Source organism: Cellulomonas sp. URHB0016, assembly GCF_054057935.1.
This window is the reverse complement of sequence record NZ_JBSRZU010000001.1, coordinates 2,142,877-2,162,895: the sequence shown is the minus strand read 5'-3', so window position 1 is coordinate 2,162,895 and position 20,019 is coordinate 2,142,877. Positions and strand designations below refer to the sequence as shown.

General features: G+C 74.4%; 18 protein-coding genes. 2 read left to right on the top strand and 16 right to left on the bottom strand.

The genetic code is table 11. From position 1 onward, the window contains the following. Positions 1–2: 2 nt before the first annotated feature. The 5 genes from ACVW07_RS09950 to ACVW07_RS09930 form a co-directional block, all read right to left on the bottom strand. Positions 3–416 carry a GPW/gp25 family protein gene (locus ACVW07_RS09950; RefSeq protein ID WP_456819089.1) on the bottom strand — a complete coding sequence of 138 codons (414 nt, stop codon included), beginning with the start codon at positions 414–416 and terminating at the stop codon, positions 3–5. Between the two features lie 12 nt (positions 417–428). Further along, positions 429–2,267: a VgrG-related protein gene (locus ACVW07_RS09945; protein WP_456819088.1), complete on the bottom strand. Its 1,839-nt coding sequence runs from the start codon at positions 2,265–2,267 to the stop codon at positions 429–431. Then, entirely contained in the window at positions 2,254–3,117 is an 864-nt protein-coding gene (locus ACVW07_RS09940) for a CIS tube protein (RefSeq protein ID WP_456819087.1), read from the bottom strand. Before ACVW07_RS09940 ends, ACVW07_RS09945 begins: the two co-directional genes overlap by 14 nt. After that, on the bottom strand, positions 3,114–3,554 hold the full coding sequence (locus tag ACVW07_RS09935) for a phage tail protein (RefSeq protein WP_456819086.1): 441 nt from the start codon (positions 3,552–3,554) through the stop codon (positions 3,114–3,116). Before ACVW07_RS09935 ends, ACVW07_RS09940 begins: the two co-directional genes overlap by 4 nt. Positions 3,555–3,624: 70 nt before the next feature. Beyond that, complete coding sequence (locus ACVW07_RS09930) at positions 3,625–4,440, bottom strand: hypothetical protein (protein WP_456819085.1); 816 nt, start codon at positions 4,438–4,440, stop codon at positions 3,625–3,627. A 94-nt stretch (positions 4,441–4,534) separates the two neighbouring features. Between ACVW07_RS09930 and ACVW07_RS09925 the strand changes: the two genes are divergently transcribed. Both ACVW07_RS09925 and ACVW07_RS09920 read left to right on the top strand, forming a co-directional pair. Beyond that, on the top strand, positions 4,535–4,951 hold the full coding sequence (locus tag ACVW07_RS09925; protein ID WP_456819084.1) for a hypothetical protein: 417 nt from the start codon (positions 4,535–4,537) through the stop codon (positions 4,949–4,951). A 21-nt stretch (positions 4,952–4,972) separates the two neighbouring features. Further along, a complete protein-coding gene (locus tag ACVW07_RS09920) occupies positions 4,973–7,015 on the top strand; it encodes a hypothetical protein (protein ID WP_456819083.1) in 2,043 nt (680 codons plus the stop codon). Positions 7,016–7,609: 594 nt separating this feature from the next. On the opposite strand, the gene ACVW07_RS09915 is transcribed toward ACVW07_RS09920, so the two are convergent. The 11 genes from ACVW07_RS09915 to ACVW07_RS09865 all read right to left on the bottom strand — a co-directional run bounded on the left by ACVW07_RS09915 (position 7,610) and on the right by ACVW07_RS09865 (position 19,702). After that, positions 7,610–7,768: a DUF6760 family protein gene (locus tag ACVW07_RS09915; RefSeq protein ID WP_456819082.1), complete on the bottom strand. Its 159-nt coding sequence runs from the start codon at positions 7,766–7,768 to the stop codon at positions 7,610–7,612. Beyond that, on the bottom strand, positions 7,765–8,223 hold the full coding sequence (locus tag ACVW07_RS09910) for a hypothetical protein (RefSeq protein ID WP_456819081.1): 459 nt from the start codon (positions 8,221–8,223) through the stop codon (positions 7,765–7,767). Before ACVW07_RS09910 ends, ACVW07_RS09915 begins: the two co-directional genes overlap by 4 nt. Then, positions 8,223–8,672 (bottom strand): phage tail protein, encoded by a 450-nt coding sequence (locus ACVW07_RS09905; protein WP_456819080.1) that lies wholly within the window; start codon positions 8,670–8,672, stop codon positions 8,223–8,225. The genes ACVW07_RS09910 and ACVW07_RS09905 overlap by 1 nt, the downstream gene beginning before the upstream one ends. A gap of 26 nt (positions 8,673–8,698) precedes the next feature. Then, entirely contained in the window at positions 8,699–10,255 is a 1,557-nt protein-coding gene (locus ACVW07_RS09900) for a phage tail sheath family protein (protein ID WP_456819079.1), read from the bottom strand. 338 nt (positions 10,256–10,593) lie between these two features. Further along, positions 10,594–11,313, bottom strand: a complete 720-nt coding sequence (locus ACVW07_RS09895) for an eCIS core domain-containing protein (RefSeq protein ID WP_456819078.1) — start codon at positions 11,311–11,313, stop codon at positions 10,594–10,596. A gap of 151 nt (positions 11,314–11,464) precedes the next feature. After that, the gene (locus ACVW07_RS09890; protein ID WP_456819077.1) at positions 11,465–11,872 is read right to left on the bottom strand and encodes a hypothetical protein; all 408 of its coding nucleotides are present in this window, start codon (positions 11,870–11,872) and stop codon (positions 11,465–11,467) included. A gap of 253 nt (positions 11,873–12,125) precedes the next feature. Continuing rightward, entirely contained in the window at positions 12,126–12,656 is a 531-nt protein-coding gene (locus ACVW07_RS09885; protein ID WP_456819076.1) for an isochorismatase family protein, read from the bottom strand. A gap of 120 nt (positions 12,657–12,776) precedes the next feature. After that, positions 12,777–13,370 carry a GNAT family N-acetyltransferase gene (locus ACVW07_RS09880; protein ID WP_456819075.1) on the bottom strand — a complete coding sequence of 198 codons (594 nt, stop codon included), beginning with the start codon at positions 13,368–13,370 and terminating at the stop codon, positions 12,777–12,779. A gap of 50 nt (positions 13,371–13,420) precedes the next feature. Continuing rightward, the gene (locus ACVW07_RS09875; protein ID WP_456819074.1) at positions 13,421–15,487 is read right to left on the bottom strand and encodes an ATP-binding protein; all 2,067 of its coding nucleotides are present in this window, start codon (positions 15,485–15,487) and stop codon (positions 13,421–13,423) included. Further along, the gene (locus ACVW07_RS09870; RefSeq protein ID WP_456819073.1) at positions 15,484–16,167 is read right to left on the bottom strand and encodes a DUF4255 domain-containing protein; all 684 of its coding nucleotides are present in this window, start codon (positions 16,165–16,167) and stop codon (positions 15,484–15,486) included. The genes ACVW07_RS09875 and ACVW07_RS09870 overlap by 4 nt, the downstream gene beginning before the upstream one ends. Before the next feature lie 4 nt (positions 16,168–16,171). Beyond that, the gene (locus tag ACVW07_RS09865) at positions 16,172–19,702 is read right to left on the bottom strand and encodes a hypothetical protein (RefSeq protein WP_456819072.1); all 3,531 of its coding nucleotides are present in this window, start codon (positions 19,700–19,702) and stop codon (positions 16,172–16,174) included. Between the last annotated feature and the right edge of the window lie 317 nt (positions 19,703–20,019).

Genomic DNA, 20,019 nt, shown 5'->3' with positions numbered 1-20,019 from the left:
GGTCAGGCTCCCGTCAGGGGTCGTTCGTCGGGGATCGTGTAGAAGGGGAAGACGAGGTTGCGCGGGTCGTTGGTGCCGCGCACCGCGTAGTGCACGTCGATGTAGAGCAGGCCGTTGTCGACCTCGTCGAACCGGACCTGCACGTCCTGCAGCTCGATGCGCGGCTCCCACCGGTCCAGCGCGACGCGCACCGCGTAGGCGATGGCCCCGCCGGTCGTCGCGTCCGCGGGGGCGAACACGTAGTCGTGCACCGCGCACCCGAACTCGGGCCGCATCGGCCGCTCGCCGGGTGCCGTCGCGAGGATCAGCCGGATGCTCTCCTCGATCTCGCGCCCCTCCCGGGACAGCGCGATGCGCCCCGTGGCGTCCGACCGCACGGGGAACGACCACCCGGCACCGATGAACTCCTGGCCCACGACCGCCGCCCCCTAGTTGATCTTCACGAGGGCGCCGCGGATGGTGGCCATCGCACCGCCGGAGACCTCGACCTGCGCGTCGGCGGCGACCTTGACCTGCGCGCCCTTGACGTCGGTGGTGGCGGTGCCCTGCACGGTGACCTGCGGGGCCTTGATGGTGACCGACTTGGTGCCCTCGACGGACACGTCCACGCCCTTGACGCTGATGTTCCCGGTGGACGTCGTCACGGCGATGTTCTTCTGCGACTCGACCGTGGCGTCCTGCTTCGCGACGACCTTCAACGGCCCCTCGGAGAGGATCTCGATGAGCGCCTGGCTCTTCTGCACCATGCGGATCTTCTGGGCGCCGCTGTTCGTCGAGATGACGAGCTCCTCGGCGTCGGCCTTCTCGATGTGCTCCACCCGCATGCCCGTGCGGGACACGAACACCCGCTTCTCGATCTTCCCGTCGGTCCCACCGACCTGGCCCGGCTCCGGCTTGTCCTTGCCGTTGTAGAGGCCGCCCAGCACGTACGGGCGGTCCGTCTCGCCGTTCTCGAACGCGACGAGCACCTCGTCGCCGACCTCCGGGATCACGCCGGTGCCCCGCTTCGCGCCCGCACCGAGCTGCACCACCCGGGCCCAGCCGCTCTCGTACGTGTCCGAGTACATCGGCAGCTTGATCTTCACGCGGCCGAGGTTCTCCGGGTCCTTCGCGTCGGTGACGATCGCGGACATCACACCGTGCTGGCCGCGGCTGCTGCTGCCCGTCGCGCCGGCCACCGCCCCGAACAGGGACCGCTCGGAGGCACCGGCCACCGTGAACGACGTGATGTACCCGGTGTCCGCGGCGAAGTCGTGCCGCACGGCGCTCAGCGTGTACTTCCCGTCGAACGGCGCACCCATCAGACGCAGCGCGACCGCCTCGCCCGCCTTCATCCGCGGGTTGCCGTGCACCGCGCCCTCGAGCTCGGCGAACCCGGACGCGAGCCGGTCGGCGAGCGACATGGCCCTCGTCCGCACCTGGGACTGGTCGGTGAGCGTCGGAGCAGGCTCGACGAACTTGGGGCTGCCGAAGGTCTTGGCGAGCGTCACCGGGGTGACGGCGCCCACGTCGGCGCTCGACGTCTTGGCGGGGACGGTGGCGACGAGCTCCTTCTTCGTGGCGACGCTCCAGCCGCGGACCTCGACCTCGGGCACCTGGCCCGCGGCCGTCACGGTCGCGCGCAGCGACAGCAGGTTCACGCCGCGCTCCAGGACCAGCGGGTTCTCCCGGGCGCCGTCATTGCCGGCCGGGGCGGTCGTCGCGGTGGTCGGGACCGCGAAGTGCAGCTTGCCCTCGACGACGCGGACCACGGCACCGACCTTCTCCGCGAGCGACTGCAGGAAGTCCCAGTCGTTGACGTTGTCCTGCGCGACGTGCTCCAGCACGGCGCCGGACGTCACCGTCCCGACCGCGATCCCCGCACGCCCCGCGACCTTCTTGACGATGTCGCCGGGCGTCATGCTGAGGTACGCCTCCATGCGGCGGCCGCGGAACAGCCGGTGGGACTTGTCCAGCCCGCGCACCACCGTGTGGAAGCCGTCCTGGTCGAGCTCGGCCTCGACGGCGGTCACCTCGCCCTTGAGCAGCGGCACCGGACCGCCCGGACCGCTGGACTGGACGGTGATCGCCACCTCGGAGCCCACCTTGAGGTTGGCCTTGGACAGCACGATCGCCTGCTCGTCGAGGAACCGGAGCACGAACATGTCCGGCACGTTCCGGCTCGAGTCGACGACGACGCTGGACAGCAGCGGCGCGACGTCGTCGGGCAGCGCGACGCCGTCCACCTGGACGAGCGGCGTCGCGGAGTGCTCCTCACCGAACGGCATCGGCCACCTCCTGGCTGCGTTCCGGCAGGCCGGCCCTGGGGCGGTCCGCGGTGGGACCGCTCGGCAACGACGGCGGTGCGGCGACGATCGGGCCCGACCGCCGCGTCGGGTCCTTGAGGAGGTCGCTCTGCGCGGGCAGCAGCAGGCGCCGGCCGAGCCGCAGGCGCGCCGGGTCGTCGATCCCGTTCGCCGCCGCGACGGCACGCCACAGCCCCGGGTCGCCGTACTCGCGGTACGCGATCGCCGGCAGGGTGTCACCGGAGATGACGACGTGCTCCCGGTGGGGCACCTGGCCGCCCGACGTGGGGTTCGTCCTCGGCGGTGGTCCCGCGAGCTCCTCCAGCGTCACCGAGCACGTCGCGCGGATCGGCAGGCCCTCGGGGGTGAACAGCGTGTACTTCGCCGACACCGTCGACACGTACGCGAGGAAGCTCGTCAGGCCGCCCCAGCGGAACTGCACCCACGGCGGCGAGTCCTTCTGCGCGGAGTGCGACGCCGTCGTCGGCACGCAGCAGGTGAACAGCTTCTCGACGGACTTGACCACGCTGTCGTCGTGCTTCTCGGAGGCGTCGAAGAACATCTCGATGGTCAGCTTCGACGGCTGCGGGCCCTGGAACTGCGGCGGCGAGGCCCGGGTGGCCGCCTGCGTCGTCGGCCGTGTCCACTGCACGGTCTTGGTGAGCGAGAGCTCCTTCGGGTTGAACTGGAACTTGATCTCGCCCAGCGGCGCACCGGCCTTGTCGAGCGCCCCGTCCGCCGACGGCTCGTTCATCATCAGCGACGCCTTCACCAGGCTGCCGTTGCCCTTCGAGGCGGACGCCGCGTCGAAACCCACCGGTGACGGGCTCAATTCTGGCCCCCCTTCGTGAACCCGTGGTGCGCGATCTCCACGGTCTCCGTGACCACCTTCGAGTTGTCGGGCTGCATCGACGGCCCTGTCCAGCGCACCGGGACGATGCCCTCCAGCGACCACGTCGCGATGACGTCACCGTGCGTGTTCTTCGCCACGATCGACCCCGTGTGCCGCGTGAACCCTGTCGCCATCGAGGAGATCCACGTCGCGACCTTCTCGGTCGACTTGCCGAGCGGCCGCGTGAGCTTGATGTTCGGGTACTTGATGCGGACGGGGAGCTGCCACACGAGCGTGTTGTTGCCGCCCTCCTCGCGCGTCTCCATGACCACCTCGGCGCCCAGCCCTTCGCAGGACGTGAACTCGCCCAGGTCCGTCTTGTCGATCTTCACCAGGTAGCGGATGCCGACGGCGACGTCGACCTCGTCGTCCTTCATCGCGGTCCCCTCCTTGCCGGCCTCGTCGCGCACGTCCCGCTGATCGGGCTGCTCCCGCTCGTCGGGGCCGTCATACGTCGGCCCTCATCCCGCGGCGCTCGCGGTCCACCAGCAGCTGCCCGCGCATCCGGCGCAGCATCGGCGCCGTGAGCCGACGTGCGAGCTCGTCGAGGTCCGCCGCGGACGCGCTCGCGAACGGCCCACCGGCACCGGGGGCGCCCGGGGCAGCCGGTGCGGCGGCCGCGTCCGGCGTGGCGGCGGGCGGCGGGGGAGGCGGCGGCGGTGTCGCGTCGGCCCGCTGCACCGGGGCCGGCGGCTCGGGCGGCGCCGGCGGGGCGGGGGTGGGGGGCTGCACGACGTCCATCGACGCCGGTGCCTCGGAACGCTGCACGACCGCGGCGCGCTGGACGACCGACGTGGTCGACGGGCCGGGCGCAGCGACGGTGTCGACCGGCGCGACGGGACCGGCGGGGCCGAGGGTGGCGGGGATGTCGAGCGTCTGGAGCGGCAGGAGCCGGGCGGCCGGCCTGGTGGACCAGGCCGGGCCGGGCCGCACTGCCCCGAGGAGGGCGTCGCGCTGCAGGAGCGGGATCGCCGACGCGCCGGTGAGCAGAGGCGTGAGCTGCAGGGGACGGGCGGCTGCGCCGGTCAGCGGCGAACGGGCGACGGTGAGCACGTCGCGGTGGTCGGCGAGCAGGCCTCCCGGCGACGCGCGGCGGGCACCAGCGGCGGACGACCCCGGCGTCGACCCGGTCAGCAGGCGCTGCACCGGCAGACCGGCCACGTCCGGACCGACGCTCGTGGTCGGCGAGGCCGACCCGGTGCCTGCGCCCTCGCTCGTCCCGGCGCCGTCACCCGCGCCCGTGCCGACCACGGGCAGCTCCACGGCGGGCGTGGTGTGCGACCAGGCGTCCCCGGCTCCGACAGCGGGTCCCTGGTCGGCGGACCGCTGGACGACGCCCAGCTCGGGCAGGCCGTCCGTGGCCGGAGCGGAGGAGCTTGCACCGGCGGTCGTGGAGGTCGTCGGACCGGCGGTCGTCGCGCCGGGGGTCGTCGGACCGGAGGCCGTCGAGCGTGTGGTCATCGCGCTGGTGGCCGTCGCGCTGGTGGGGGTCGCGCCGGTCGTGGTCGTGCGCGAGACCACCGGGACTGTCGGCGAGACGCCGGTGGCAGGGCGGGCGACCGGGGCGGACGGCAGGGGCATCGCGGTCGGCGTGCCCGACCCCGGCAGGGGCGTACCCCTCGACGCGGACCCCGCCGGTCCGCCGGGCAGCGACGTCCCCGACGGTGAGCGACCGCCCGAGGAGGTCCCGGAGGGCGACGTCCCGGACAGCGGCGCACCGAGGCCGAGCCGGCGCTGCACGGTCGCCGGACTGCTCGGCGCACCCGCCGCCTGACCGGCCCACGACGACTCCCCCGTGGTCCGCCCGCTCGGTTCGGGCCCGCTCAGCTCTGGCCCAGGCAGTTCCGGCCCGCTCGACGCGCTCGAGGCGGGCGGGCTCACGGAGCGGCTGAGGCTCAGCGTCGGAGACGGTGCCGTCGACGCGGTGGGCCCGGCCGGTGCGTCGACGCCCGTCGTCACCGACAGGTCGGTCGGCGCCACCGGGACGTACGTGGCCGACCCGTCCGACGTGACGCCGTCGGGCACCGATCCACCCAGCCACTCCGCGGGTGCGGACCACCCGTCGGCCGACCAGTCGCCGGCCGTGCCGGACGCCCCCGAGCCTCCGGACGATGCGTCCGGACCGCTGCCCGACGACCCGCCCGCCGACCCGCTCGACCACCCGTCGACCCCCTCACCCGCACCGGGTGCGGCCGACGTGCCCGCCGGGACAGAGGAACCCGCTGCCGCCGCATCGACCCCCGACGACCCCGCCGACCCCGCCGACGACCCCGCCGACCCCAACGACGACCCCGCCTCAGACGCCGACCCCGCCGGCGCGACGAGCGGCATCGTCTCCCCGGCGAGCCGCTGGACCGCCGCCGGGTGGCCGTCCCCCGACTGTGCGCCAGCCGGTCCTGCGACCCCGGAGCCGTCGACGAGTCGCTGCGCGACGGTCACCCCGTCGCCTGCGCCGAGCGTCGGCGCCTCCCCGCCGGGCCTGCCGGGGCCGTCGACCAGCCCGCCGGTCCCGCCGAGACCAACGGTGCGGTCGACCGGACCTCCGTCGTCGACCGCGGTGTTGGTCTCGCCGGTGTCCGATCCCGACGGGACGGGGACGGTGAGCGCGGGCGACCCCTGCGACGGGGTGGGCGAGGGCTCGGTCGAGCGCGAGATCACAGGCAGGTCCGTGGCCGGCGATCCGGCGCCGTCGGACGCTCGGGACACGACCGGACCACCGGTGGCTGCCGGGCCGGTCGGACGGGTCTGGTCGCGCAGCGGTCCGGTCCCGTGGACGCCGGACGAGCCCGACGACGAAGACGGCGAAGGGCTCGATGCGGCGGGGACGGCGGGCGGCACGGCGGCCTCGACCGGGCTCGAGCCCGCGCCGGGGTCGGCGGACCGGAGGACGACCAGGTCGGGCGACGCGTTCCCCGGGCTGGTGTTCCCCGAGGTGGGGGTGCCCGAGCTGAGGGCCCCCGAGCCCGACCTGAGGGTCGTCGAGCCGGGGGTCCCCGGACTGAGGGTTCCCGAGGTGGGCGTTCCCGAGGTAGGCGTGCCCGAGGTGGGCGTGCCCGACGTGGGCGTGCCCGAGGTGGGCGTGCCCGACGTGGAGGGGACGGGGTGCGACGCGGTGGGTGCCGGCCGCTCGACCGAACGCGCGACCACGGGCGTCGCTCCGGGCATGTCGGCGGGCGCGTCGGCGGGCGAGCCGCCGCTCGCGGAACGCGCGACGACCGGGCCGAGCGACGCGCCCGGAGCACCACCGGACCCGGCGGCTCCGGTGCCGGCGACCCCGTCGTCCGCTGCGGTCGTCCCGGTCCCGGGGGTGTGGCCGGCACCGCCGTCCGGCGGCGTCGCAGGTGACGGGTTCGACGCACCGGTCCCGGCCGACGGGACGACGAGCGGAAGGCGGGCGCCGGCGCTGTCGCTGCTGCGCGCCACGACGGGCGCCGCCGCCCCCGGGACCGTGGCCGACCCGCTCGCCACGGACGATGCGCCGCTCCCGCGGGCGGAGCCGCCGGCGGCCGTCGACGGAGCGGCGGGGCCGGCGGTGCCAGCATGGCCGGCGGTGCCGGCAGAGCCGGCGAGGGGCAGGTCGGCGTCGGCGGACGGCCCGACGGCACGGGACACCACCGGCGCGGCGCTCGCGGCGGAGGTGCCCGACGAGCTGCCGGCCGAGGCACCAGCCCCCGGTCCGGACCCTGATCCGGACGGCACCGGTGCCGAGCCCGAGGCGGGCGCCCCGTCGACGGTCGAGGAACCTCCGTCCGCGGACCACCCGGTCCCTGGCACGTCGGACCCGGTGCTCGGCGGCACGGGGGCGTCGACGGAGGTCTGCACGGTCGCCGGCGCCTGAGGGGGCAGCGGCATCGACGGCTGCACGCCGACGGGCGGTGACCACCCGGGGTCGGGGTCGACGGCGACGGCCCGCAGGGGTCGGACCCCGACGGGCGGTGCGGCGAGCCGTTGCAGCGACCCGGCGCTGTCGCCGGAACCGGACCCAGAGCCGGAACCAGAGCCGAGGCCGGGGCCGGAGCCGTCGTCCGCACGCTGCACGGTCGCAGCCGCGGGTGCGGCAGGCGGCAGCAGGGACAGGTCGACGTCGGCGGACCGCTGCACGGGGGTGTGGCCGGCGCCGCCGTCCTCGGAGGCGACGACGCCGGACGGTGCCCGGGAGTCGACGACGTGCGACATCCCGGTCGTGAAGGTCAGGTCCTGACGGGTCGGCAGGTCGTGCACGAAGGCGGTGGGCCGGCTGGTCAGCGCGGTGGGATGGATGGTGCGCTGCAGCGGCGGGAGGAACGCCCAGCCGGCGCGCGACTCGGCCGGGGCAGCCGGGGCAGCGGCGGGAGGGGGAGCGGCCGCGGAACCGGCGCGACGTGCCGTCAGGCCCGCGGTGCCCTCGTCAGACCCGCTCGCCCCGTCCCCCCGCTGCCACGGCCACCGCACGTCAGCGCTCCTCGCTCATGCGCCGGTTGATCGCGGCGATCTCCCGGACGTAGCGCAGCCGCTGGGGGTGCTCGAGGTCGAGGATGTCGTCGAGCGCCCAGTGGAAGTGGTAGGCGACGTACGCGACCTCCTCGTGGATCCGCTCGGCCGCGTACGTCACGATTCCCCCAGGCGCCCACCCGAGATGTCGACCTCGAAGCGGTGCTCGCAGGACGGGCAGACCACGGCCGCCCGGGTGTGACCCTCGGCGTTGATGCGCCGGTACAGGTCCTGCAGGAACGCCACGTCGGACGCGAACATGTTCTCGACGACGCTCGACGTGATGCCCGGCAGGGTGCCGAGCGACGTGATGACCCGGCTCAGGAGCACGACCGTCGTGTAGGCGGCGTTCTCCTGGACGCGGGCGTCGTACAGCGGCAGCAGCTCGTCACGGGCCGTGGCGAGCCGCATCGTCCCGGACCGGTGCAGCACGCCGTCGCCGTCCAGGTACCCGCGGGGGAGCTGGAAGTCGAACTCGGTGCGCAGCTGGGAGCGCCGCGAGGGCGACGACGACATGACCTGCATGTCGTCGTCGACCTCGGGCTCCCCGAGCGCGACCGGGACGGTGCGTCGCATCAGGCGAACTCCATCTCGTCCCAGCAGACCGTGAAGGACTCGGACAGCGGCTCGGTGGACCCCGCCTTGAGGGTCCCGCCGAGCTCGACGTCCTTGACCCAGACGTTGCGGAAGTTCATGCGCTTGAGCATCTGGCCGTCGGACGTGTAGATGGCGACCTCGGCCGTCTTGCGGGCCGTCTTGATGTCGCCGGCGAACACGGCCTTGAGCCAGTCGGTGACGGTCGTGGAGTCCGTGAGGCCACGCTTGACCTTGAACTCACCGGCCTTCTGCCGGCCCATCATCTGGCGGGTGATGAACTTCCCGTCCTGGGCCTGCTGCTGGTAGGTCACCTTGTCGACCTCGGCCTTGAGGCCGCTGACCTCCATGACGTGCGGCACCTGGATGCCGTCGATCTTCACGCTGAACGCGTACGCGGTCGCGAGGTCGAACTGATCGGGCAGAGGCATGTCTCACCGTCCTTCGTATGAGGGCGTCACTCGGACGCGAGGCTGGTGCCGCCGGAGAACTGCGACAGCTGGAAGATGACGAACTCGGCGGGCTTCACCGGGGCCACCCCGATGCGGCAGGTGACCTGACCGGCGTCGATGGCCTCGGCGGGGTTGGTCTCGCGGTCGCACTGCACGAAGAACGCCTCGTCGGGGGTGAGCCCGAACAACGCCCCCTTGCGCCACTCGTTGACGAGGAACGCCGAGATCGTCCGGCGGATCCGCGCCCACAGGGCGTCGTCGTTCGGCTCGAACACGACCCACTGGGTACCGGTGAGGATGGTCTCCTCGAGGTAGTTGAACAGCCGCCGCACGTTGATGTAGCGCCAGGCCGGGTCGGACGACAGGGTCCGGGCCCCCCACACGCGCACCCCGCGGCCGGGGAACGTGCGGATGGCGTTGATGCCCGCCGGGTTGAGCAGCTCGTGCTCGGCCTTGGTGATCTGCGTCTGCAGGGTGATCGCCCCGCGCACCACCTCGTTCGCGGGCGCCTTGTGCACGCCGCGCTCCTGGTCGCTGCGCGCCCACACGCCGGCCATGTGGCCCGACGGCGGGACGAACTTGTTGGCGCCTGTCGACGGGTCGAAGACCTTGATGTACGGCCAGTAGAGCGTGGCGTACTTCGAGTCGTAGCCCGCGCCGTTGACCCGCCAGTCCTTGATCTGCTGCGGGCTGAGCCCGGGCGGCGGGTCGAGGATCGCGACACGGTCACCCATGAGCTCGCAGTGCGCGATGACCGCGAGCTGCACGGCCTGGAACGTCTCGAGGTCGACAGCGCCCTGCTCGAGCGCGGCGACGAGGTCCGGGACGGCCACGATGGTGACCTCGTCGATCGCCTCCAGGCCGCTGAAGCCGGTGCGGTCGGCGGCGTCGCCGATGTAGTCGTCGGCGCCGAGGTCGGACGTCTCGGGGACCTCGGGCTCGGGCGGCGGGACGGCGAGGTCGGCGTGGCCCTTGTCGGGCTTCGCGAGCGCGCTGCCGGACGCCAGCTCCTCGATCGTGACGAGCTTCGAGTCGGCGAGCTTCGTGACGACGTTGTTGTCGCCGCGCTTCGTCGTGACGTTGTCGTACGTCTCGGTGTCCTTGCCGTCGAGCTTGATGACCAGCTTGAACTGGTCGTCGGGCGGGTTCTCGCCGCCCGCGTCGGCCACCTCGACGCTGATGGACTTCGTCTTGGGCGCCCGGTCGTGGGCGACCACCCGGTACGCGCCGATCACGGCCTGCGCGCCGGCCGGCAGGGCCTTGGGCGTCGCCCGCGTGACGGGCTCGTCGGGCTCGGCGTCGCTGCCGATGCGCACGATGTACGCGTTGATCCCGCCGTTCAGGAAGTACCCGTAGACGGAGTGGGCGAGGTACGCGTCGGGCAGGAAGTCCCCGAACGTCTCGGAGAACTGGGTCCAGTTCGAGACCAGCGTGGGCTGGTTGAACGGCCCCTTGGCGGCCATGCCGACGAAGGCGGCGACGGACGTGCCGACCCCCTCGATCGGTCGCGCACCCGCCTCCACCTCCTCGACGTAGACGCCGGGCGACAGATAGGTCGGCATGTCCCCTCCTTGGGCACAGGGAGTCGTGGGATCAGAGTGCTGCCGCGGGTGCGGGCGGGGAGCGTCCCCCCGGACGCCCGCGAGGGCCGGGGTGGCTGCCCGATCGGGCGTCGGATCGTGCCCCCGTCGGAGGTGCCGACGGCCGGGCGCCGTGCCGCCGTCCAGCAGGTCGTCCGCACGGACGACCTGCGCTCGAACGCGGGGTCCGGGACCGTCCGGCGACGGGCCGATGAGGGGCCGGGAGGGGACGGCGACGGGCCTGCGAGGGTCCAGCGAATGCCCCGGACGCACGAAGGACCCGGCCGCACAGGGGTCGGCCGGGTCCTTCGCGGGTCAGGTCAGGCCTCGGCCTCCTCCTCCTTCTCCTCGCCCTCCCGCTGGACGGGGGCGCCGCCGGCCCCCTCGCCGTCCAGCTCCTCGCGCTGCACCGACGGGGCCGCGACCGCAGGGCCGGCCTCGGCCGTGGCCCGCTGGGTGGGCGCAGGCCCGGCCATCACCCGCTCGGCGTTCGCCTGGGCGGCCCGCTCGAACCGGTCGCCGGGGTCGGACACCTGGATGCCGCCCCCCGCCGGCGAGCCGTCGACGGGTCCGCTGCGCTGCTGCACCACGTGCGTGAGCTCGTGCGCGAGCGTGGTCCGCCCCGAGGTCGACGACGTGTCCACCCCGCTGCCCAGCACCACGTCCGAGCCGACGGTGTACGCGTGCGCGCCGACGGCCTTCGCGGAGTCGGAGGCCGCCGAGTCGGAGTGCACCCGCACGTCGCCGAAGTCGGCGCCGAGCCGGCTCTCCATGTCGGTGCGGGTCTCCGGGTCGAGGGCTCGCCCGCCACCCGACGACAGCACGTCCAGCACGGGCGATCGCTCCTCCTCGACGAGGCCGGCGGTCGAGGCGTTGCCCGCGGTGCGCTGCAGGAACGTCACCCCTGCGGCGCCGAGCATGTCCGGGCGCCTGTCGGCCAGGGCGCGGGCGACGGTCGGCGCCGTCCGCTCCTCGTCGACGCGTGACGCCTTGGGTCGCAGGCCGCTCTCGGCCTGTTCCTGGTGGTCGTGGCTGTGCATCGTCGGCCCCTCTCGACGGTCGTCCCTCCCGACCATGCCACTGCGCGCGCGTCCGCGACAGGTGCGGCGGGGAGGCCCGTTCGGGCACGTGCACGACCCGAACGGGCACCCGGCCTGGTCAGGGCGGCGGACGTGGAAGGACAGGTCTCGATCAGCAGCCCGCGAAGACCTTCTGGTCCCCGCCGGGAGAGCCGACGACGGTGTCGCCTTCCATGGTGTTCGACCAGAGGACGAGCTCGTGGGTGTCGGCGCACGCGACCGTGCCCGTCGCCGTCACGCACGTCCCGTTGCCGCCGTACGCCTTCGCCTTGACCGTCTTCACGGTCGCGCGGGCGCTGTTGCGGACGATGAGCCAACCTTCCGCGTGGTGCCCGTCGGCCTTGGTGTCGCAGGCGGTGACCGAAATCGAGACCTGCAACGGGCCGTACGTGGTGCCGGCCACGGTGGCGTGCGCGCTGGAGCCGTTCGTGGACGCGGAGACGGACGTGATGCCGGCGGACGCCGCCTGGGCGGTGCCGAGGACGATGGCCAGCCCCGCGGCGGCACCGATCGTCACCACCCTTGCGACTCTGCCGGTGGCGACCCGATCGCTCCAGGTGGTCCTCCGCTGCCCTGCATGAGTTCCGTGCACGTGAGCCTCCTCGTTCGATGCCGGCGGACGTTGCGAGGCTAGGAGCAGACGGCTCCGGACAGGTCCGGATCGTGGTGATTCACGGCGGATTCTCAGATTGGCGACCAGGCCGTCGCGCGCGGCCGTGCGACACCCGGCGACGAGCGATCGCCGTGGTGCATGACGACCGGCGGCCTGCCGGTCAGACCAGGCGGACGGCGTCGTGGTCCTCCACGGTGAACCGCCGGCCGGGGTAGCGCAGCCCCACGAAGTACGCGTTGGTGTGCGCGACGATCTGCTCGCCGGTCACGGGCGCCCCGGCGAACACCCCGCCCCACGTGGTGTGGCAGTCCCCGACGAGCGTCACGTCGAACCCGCGGGCGGCCGCGCTCTGGCCGAGGGTCCGGACGCAGAAGTCCGACTGGGCCCCGGCGATCACGAGGCGCGTGGCACCGAGCCCGGCGAGCAGGGCCGTCAGGTCGGTGCCCGCGAACGCGTCGCGGTAGGCCTTGCAGACGCGCGCCTCGCCGTCCAGCGGGACCAGCGGAGGGGCGAGCTGCCAGTCCTCGCCGTCGCGCGGGAAGTCCTGCTCGTCCTGCACCCACACGACCGGTGTACCGCTCGCGCGCGCCCGCGCGACGACGGCGGCGGTCCGCGCGAGGACGCCGTCGGCATCGACGCAGTCCCGGACGACACCGACCTGCAGGTCCACCACGACGAGAACGGAGCTCACGCGAGCATCCTGCCAACGTCCAGACCCTCAGGACGACAGCGACAGACCGGACGCGCCCGACGGACGGCCCGGGCCGGTCCTAGTGCGCGACGCGGGCCCGTCCGCCGAGCAGGACGCGGGTCAGGGCGCTGCGACCGACGCCCGGGACGCCCGCCACTCGTCGGCCAGCAGCGCGTAGGTCATCCCGTCGAGCCAGCCCTTGGTGCGGTGCAGCGAGTCCTGCCGGGCGTGCTCCTCGCGGCGCATGCCGACCCGCTCCATCAGCCGCCACGACGGCTCGTTGTCGGCGAAGCACAGGGCCCGCACCCGGCGCAGGCCGAGGTCCTCGAAGCAGATCCGGACCAGCTCCGCGACGGCCTCGGTGGCGTAGCCCTGGCCGCCGTGGTCGGGGTCGAGCACCCAGCCGAGCACGGCCTGCACGTGGTGCGCCCGGTCGGCGACGTCGCTCTGCGCCCAGGCGTCCTCGAGCAGCAGCATCAGGTCGCCGGCGACGCGCCCGTCGAGCTCGATCACGAGCGTGGCGGCCAGGCGGTCCGGGTCGACGAACCGCCCGGCGTAGGCGTCCCGGTCGCTGAAGTCGTGACTGAGCCACTCGTCGACGCCCGGCCGGTTGCGGATCCGCCAGGTGCTGTCGACGTCGTCGGCCGTGGCGGGCCGGATGGTCAGGCGGGCGGTGCGCACCGGCCAGGGGACGGCGCTGAGGTCCTGCGGCATGGGGCCAGTGTCGGTCCGCGGACCGTCTGCGGACGACGTGATACCGGCGGTCAGGTGCCCATCAGGGCCCAGTACGGCCCGAACTCGCTCTCCAGCGTGAGCCGCCCGAGCTTGCGGTACTCCCGGTACACGGCGGTCACGACGTGCCGCATCGCGACGGCCCCACCGTCGTCGGCCGCGAGGTAGGCGGCGGTGACCGCGGCGGACCGGATCGCGCCGCCGGCCAGCTCGAACGCCTGCCCGCAGAACGCGAGGTCCAGGTCGCCGACCCGGGGCACGCGCGACCCGAGGCACCGGTCCCACAGGGCGGCGCGCTGGCCGGCGTCGGGCACGGGGAAGTCGACGACCACGTCGAGCCGGCGGATGAACGCGTCGTCGATGTTGGCGCGCAGGTTGGTCGCCAGGATGGCGAGGCCGTCGAACGACTCCATGCGCTGGAGCAGGTAGGCGGACTCGATGTTGGCGTACCGGTCGTGCGCGTCCTTGACCTCGGAGCGGCGGCCGAACACGGCGTCGGCCTCGTCGAACAGCAGCACCGCGTTGACGCCGGCCGCACCGGCGAAGATCCGTTCGAGGTTCTTCTCGGTCTCGCCGATGTACTTGTCCACCACGGTCGCGAGGTCCACGACGTACAGCTCGAGCCCGAGGTCGTGCGCGACGACCTCGGCGGACATCGTCTTGCCGGTGCCGGAGTCGCCCGCGAACAGCGCCGAGACGCCGTGCCCCCGCCCGCCGCCGGGCCGCATCCGCCAGTCGCCGAGCACCTGCTCGCGGTGCCGCGCGCGCGTCGAGATCTCCCGCAGCGCCACGAGCACCGGCTCGGGCAGCACCAGGTCCGGCCAGCCGACGCCGGGCTCGATGCGCCGGGCGAGCCGTTCGAGCGCCGTGCCGTTCTCGGAGCGGGCCCCGACCCGCACGTGGTCCACGGTGAGGCCGCCGTCGAGCGTGGCCTGCTGGCGGGCGGCCCGTGCCGCGCGGGTGACCTGCTCGGGCCGCAGCCGGAACGGGGCGGTCGCCGCGGTGGCGTCGATCCCGTGCTCCCCGAGCGAGGACGCCCACAGCGCGTCGCGCTCCAGGACGGTGCTCGCGGGCACGTCGAACAGCAGCGGCGGCCACTCGCTCCACGCGGGGTCCCAGGTGCTGCGCCCGACGACGAGCACCGGCGGGCCCCCGTCGAGCACCTCACGCAGCGCCAGGGGCCGCTCGGTGAGCCCTTCGACGCCGGACACGACGATCCCCGCACCCGTCAGCCGGGCCTCCCGGACGGCCGTCGACCCGAGCCCGACCGGGTCGTACGCCGCCGCGAGCGCCGCCGCGTCGAGCACGAGCACGGGCCGGTCCACCGCGCGCAGCGCACGGACCCCGAGCACGCGCCCGGACCCGGTCGGCGGCTCGCGCAGGTACACCAGCCGCGCGCCGTTGCGCAGCGCACCGGCCAGCCGCGCCGGGTCGCCCCACTGCACGTCCTCGACGTCCACCAGCACCGGCGCCAGGGCCGGGTCGGGCGCGTCGTCGCCGAGCAGGTGGCCCACCACCCGGTCGGGGACCCGCAGCGGGCGGCCCGGCAGCGGGCGGTCGGGGTCCTCCAGGGTCAGCAGCCCGGCGGTGACGAGCGGACCGTGCTCGAGGCGGTGCCGGCCGGCGGCCGACCCGAGCGGCACCCCGCACAGCGCGAGCGCCACCGCGACCGACGGCCGGCGGCGGGTCACGTCGTCGTTGAGGTAGCCGAACAGCTGCTCGAACCGGGCGTCCACCTCGGGCGCCAGCGCCACGAGCAGCAGCTCCACGTCGAGCGGCTCCAGCGCGAACTCGCGGGTCAGCTCCCGCAGCCGCAGGCGCGCGCCGAGGGCCTCGGCCTGGGAGGCGAGTCCTTCGACGTCCAGCGTCCGCTGCGCCACCGCGTCGGGATCGGCCTCCGCCGGCGGCCCGGCCAGCAGCCGGTCCACCGTCTCGTCGCTGAGGTACAGCCCGCGGAACGGGTCGTCGGGCTGCGGGTCGTCCGCCCGGCGGCTCGCGACGAGCCGCCGCACGCGCTCCTCGACCACCGCGAGGCGGCCGAGCAGGTGGGCGGTGCTGGGGTCGACGCGCCTGCCGTCGTCGAGCGTCGTGCCGGTCACCGTCGTCCTCTCGCCCGGGCCACCGGGCGGCTGCTCGTGCGTGCGGCGGCCGCGTCCGGTTCTCGCGGCGGCGGCGGCTCGTGCGGGTGCACCCCGACGTCGCTCGCACCGGTGTCCGTGTCGGACAGGTCCACGAGGAGCGGGCGCTCCACCGGCGGCCCGACGTGCGCGCTGACGCTCGTCATGACCGGGGTGTCGACGACCACGTCGATCGACGGCTTGAGCTCGCCGCCCATGGCCGTCCACACGTCCGCGAAACCACGGTCCTCGGGCGGCGGCAGCCCGACGAACAACGGCACCCGCGCACCGGCGGACAGCAGCGGCTCCTCGAGCACGTGCCTCGGCAGCGAGTCGAACCGCAGGAGGTGCCGCAGCACCGAGTCGAGCAGCCGGTGCTCGTCCTCCGGCCGCTGCGTCCACGCCGTCACCAGGTAGGACAGGCGGAAGTGGCGGGGCGGTTCGAACCGGTCGACGACCCTGCCCTCCACCCGGTTCTCCAGGAACCCCCGGCTGCGGCGGCGCAGGTCCTCGCGCAGGTCGTACAGGTACACGTCGACCGTCGGCGCGTTCCGGCGCGCGGCCCAGTCCTTCGTCGGGGCGTCGAGCACGACCTCCACGTCGGTGCTGCCCACCGCCTCCCGCACGAGCGCGCGCAGCGCCTCGTCCACCTGACCGATCATCGGCTCACTTCCGGAACAGGAACGTCGGGGCGTCCACGGACGTCGGGACCACGAGCAGCGGAGCCGTCACGTCGCCGTACGCGGGGGAGGGCTGGCCGTTGCTGGCCCGCAGGTCGCGCTGCGTCAGCAAGGTGTCGCGGATGACGACGATCGACTGCGACCAGGAGCCGTCGTCGCGGGCGACGACGGGGTTGCGGACGCTGAGCAGACCCTGCGACCAGCGGAGGTTCACGGCCTCACCGGGCGGGAAGTCGTGCCCGACGGCGAACACCACCTCGCCGGGCCGGGCGACCGACGGCGCCAGCACCACGACCGGCTGGCGCACCTCGAGCGTGGCCGACGCGGTGTTGTCCGCGGGCGCCGGGTCGGGCGACGTCGTGGTCACCGTCCCCGTCGTCGTGCCGCTCTGCGGGGGCCCGGTGAACGGGAGGTTGGGGTCGAGCGTCGCGGTCAGCACCACGGACGCGCCGCCGGCGAGCGTGCCGACCGGGCAGGATCCGGCGGCGACCAGGCACGGCGACCCGCCGCCCGGCGCGACGGAGACGATCGCCGGGTATGCCGTGGTCAGCGCGACGTCCTGCACCGGCAGCGTGCCGACGTTGCGGACGGTGAACGTCACCGTCACGGGGTGCCCTCCGACGAACGCGACGGGCGACGAGCCGGCCACCGTGACGCTGACCCCGCCCGCGACACCCCCGTCCGGGACCGGGACCCCGCGCACCGTCACCGACGTCGTGTTGTTCCCGACCACCCGCTCGGGGGTGCTCGTCTGCACCAGACCGGAGATCGTCGACGCCGTCGTGCTGCTGATGCCCTGCACGGGGATGGCGAACGCCACGGTGCCGCCCGCGGCCAGCGGCCCCGTGACGGGACACGTGAGGAACGCGCCCGACTGCGTGCACCCGGGAGCGCCCGGGGACGACAGGCCGGCGGGCAGCTCGACGGTCACGGTGGCCTCGCGGACCAGCGCCGGTCCGGTGTTCGTCACCGTGGCGGTGACCGTGGCGGCCCCGCCGGTGACGGGACCCGCCGACAGCGTCAGCACGAGGTCCGTGAACGGCTGGTACGCCGGTGCGCGCTGCGGTCCGGTCAGGTCGACGACGCGGCGCAGGGTCGCGCCGTCGGGGGACACCGCCCAGATGGCGCGCAGCTTCGCCTGGCCGGCGGGCGAGCCCGAGAACGCGATCTCCCGGCCGTCGGGGGACCACTCGGGGTCGTCGGACGTCCCGACCTGCAGCCGTGTCGGCGTCGCCGTCCCGTCGGGCCCGATCCCCGTCAACGGCGCCACCGCGAGCACGCGGGTGACCTCGTCGGGGGAGAGCTCGACCACCCCGATCCCGCCGCGCGCGTCGATGGCCAGGTCCGACTCGGCCGGGATGTCGGTGACCAGGTCGGCGACCGCGATCCGCGTGCCGTCCGGCGACCAGGACGGCGACCGGCCGAACACCGCCAGGCCACCGCACCCGCACTCGGTGACGAAGAGCGGGTCCGCCTGCTGCGACTCGACGTCCACCACCCAGATCTGCGGGCCGACCGCCGGGCTCTCGCCCGACTGGCTGATCCGCGCGAACGCGAGGTGCGTGCCGTCCGGGGACCACGTGGGACCGCTGTCCCAGTGCGAGGCGTCCTCGTCGCTCATCGTCACCTGCGTCGCCTCGCCGAACGTCTCGTCGTCCCTGACGCTCACGATCCACAGGTGCGAGGGCTGGTGGCCGCCGTCGCCGTCCGACGCCGCCCGCACGAACGCGATGGTGGACCCGTCCGGCGACCACACCGGGTCGACGTCGATGTCGGCGTCGTCACGCTCGTAGTCGAACGGCACGGCGGTGAGGTCGTCGGCCCGTGCGAGGTGCAGGGCCGCGCCCGTGTCACCCTCGCCGCCGACGGGGGTGCTGAACGCGACCTGCGCGCCGTCGGGCGAGTAGTGCACGCCCGGCCCCGCCCCCGCGAACGCCTGCAGGGTGTCGCCGGACGGGAAGAACCCCTCGTCGCTCACCGTCCGCACGTCCGACCCGTCGTCCGCGACCACGTCCGTCACGTCGGGGGACACGACCTCGGAGGTGTACGCGACCTGGGCGAAGGCGAAGCCGTTGTCGTCGCGGAAGTCGGTGACCCACGTGGCGTGCGACTCCGTGACGCCCACCACGTCCACCAGCGACAGCTGGCCCGCGAACGACAGCGGCGCGTCCAGGTCCCACACCCCGACCCAGACACCGCCCACGGGGTCGTCCTGCGTCGAGGTGAACAGCAGGTCGAAATCGCTGTCGTCCGGTGACCACGCGGGCTCCGACCCCTGGACCCGGGAGTCCTCCGCCCCCGCGTACGGGTCGATGGTCGTGATCGGGTCACCGTTCGCGTCGAACAGCGGCTCGCCCTCGCCGTCGACCCGCTGCACCGGCCGGCCGTCGTCGTCCAGCTGCATGAACTGGATCGACCCGTCCGGGCGGTACTCGGTGGTCGTGTACGCCAGGACGAACGCCTCGTTCTTGCCGACCGACCGGACGTCCGGCTGCGTGCTGCCGACCGTCCCCGACGTCAGCAGGACCGGGTCGAGCGACGTGGCGCCCAGGTCGATCCGGTAGAGCCCACCGAGGGGTGCCTCCTCGGTGACCTGGGACACGATGAGGTGGCCGTCGTCCAGCCAGGTCGGCCACGTGCTGTCGACGTCCGCCGCGGTGACCGCCTCCGGTGCCGCCGCCTCGCACGAGCCCTCACCGGCAGGCGGGACCTCGGCGACCATGACGACCCATCGGCCGCTCGCGTTCGACGCGTACGCCACGTGGTGGCCGCCCGGCGAGACCACCGGGTGGACCTCCTGGGCGGCGTCGCACGTGACGCGGGTGTCCGGCGGAGGGGTGCCGCTGAACATGTCGGCGAGGTACACGTCCCCGAAGTTCGACCGGTCCGCGGGGTCCGGGAGGTTCGGGTCGCCCTCGGAGTCCTGCGTGCTCACCCAGGCGGCAAGCACCCCCTGCCTCGCGGTGGCCAGCACGTGGGCCTGGCCGTCCACCCGGTGCGACTGGCGGAGCTCGTAGTCGTCCCGGAACGAGGGGGAGCCGAAGACGGGGGGCACGGACCCGAGGGCGAGCGTGGTCGGGGAGCTCGCGGCGGACGTGGTTGCGCCGCTGTCGACCACCGGCCCGGTCCCCGTCCCGCCCGAGCCGTCGGACGTCCCACCGCCGTCGGCGAGCGGCCGCGGCGCGCCCGAGCCGTCGGACGTCCCGCCGCCGTCGGCCACGGTCGGGGCGACGGCGGCCGCGCGCGCGAGGGCGTCGGGGCGCGCGACGGGCGCGGCGGCAGCGGTCCCCCCAGCGAGCTCCGCCGCGACACCCGTGCCGCCGTTCCACGAGAGGGACAGGCTCCGGAGCTCGTCCGACGTGTCGACGAACCCTGCCCTGGGCGCGACCGCCGTCGGCACAGGGAGGGCCGCGGTGAGGGGTGCGGCAGGCACCGGTCCGGCGGAGGCAGCGCCCGCCACGGGCAGCAGGAGGACGCCGACGACCGCGCCGGCCACCCATGTGCGTACCCGTTCCACCGGCACGCCTCCTCCCGCGGGCACCCGTCGGCCCGCCCGCCCCACCGTGCCCCGGCCGAGGCGCCGGCCGGACCGGACGGCGGCCAGACGATGGGGCACCGACCGTGGCCCGAAAGGGCAGCCGGCCGAGGCGCGGCGCTCGCCTGCGCCCGGTGCGGCCCGGCCGACCGGGACGAGACCCCCGGCGTCGCCCGCTCCCGCACGCCACCCGACGGGCCGGTTGCCCTTTCGCGCGGCCCGCGATGCCTGGTCAGCCGCCCTCGGGCGCCAGACGCGTGCCGGGGACCGGCTCGACAGTGGACGGCGGAGTCCCCGGA

Coding starts and splice junctions, on each gene's coding strand:
- ACVW07_RS09870 (WP_456819073.1), bottom strand. CDS start 16,167: ATGATCGGTCAGGTGGACGAGGCGCTGCGCGCGCTCGTGCGGGAGGCG.
- ACVW07_RS09910 (WP_456819081.1), bottom strand. CDS start 8,223: ATGCGACGCACCGTCCCGGTCGCGCTCGGGGAGCCCGAGGTCGACGAC.
- ACVW07_RS09945 (WP_456819088.1), bottom strand. CDS start 2,267: ATGCCGTTCGGTGAGGAGCACTCCGCGACGCCGCTCGTCCAGGTGGAC.
- ACVW07_RS09880 (WP_456819075.1), bottom strand. CDS start 13,370: ATGCCGCAGGACCTCAGCGCCGTCCCCTGGCCGGTGCGCACCGCCCGC.
- ACVW07_RS09895 (WP_456819078.1), bottom strand. CDS start 11,313: ATGCACAGCCACGACCACCAGGAACAGGCCGAGAGCGGCCTGCGACCC.
- ACVW07_RS09905 (WP_456819080.1), bottom strand. CDS start 8,672: ATGCCTCTGCCCGATCAGTTCGACCTCGCGACCGCGTACGCGTTCAGC.
- ACVW07_RS09935 (WP_456819086.1), bottom strand. CDS start 3,554: ATGAAGGACGACGAGGTCGACGTCGCCGTCGGCATCCGCTACCTGGTG.
- ACVW07_RS09900 (WP_456819079.1), bottom strand. CDS start 10,255: ATGCCGACCTATCTGTCGCCCGGCGTCTACGTCGAGGAGGTGGAGGCG.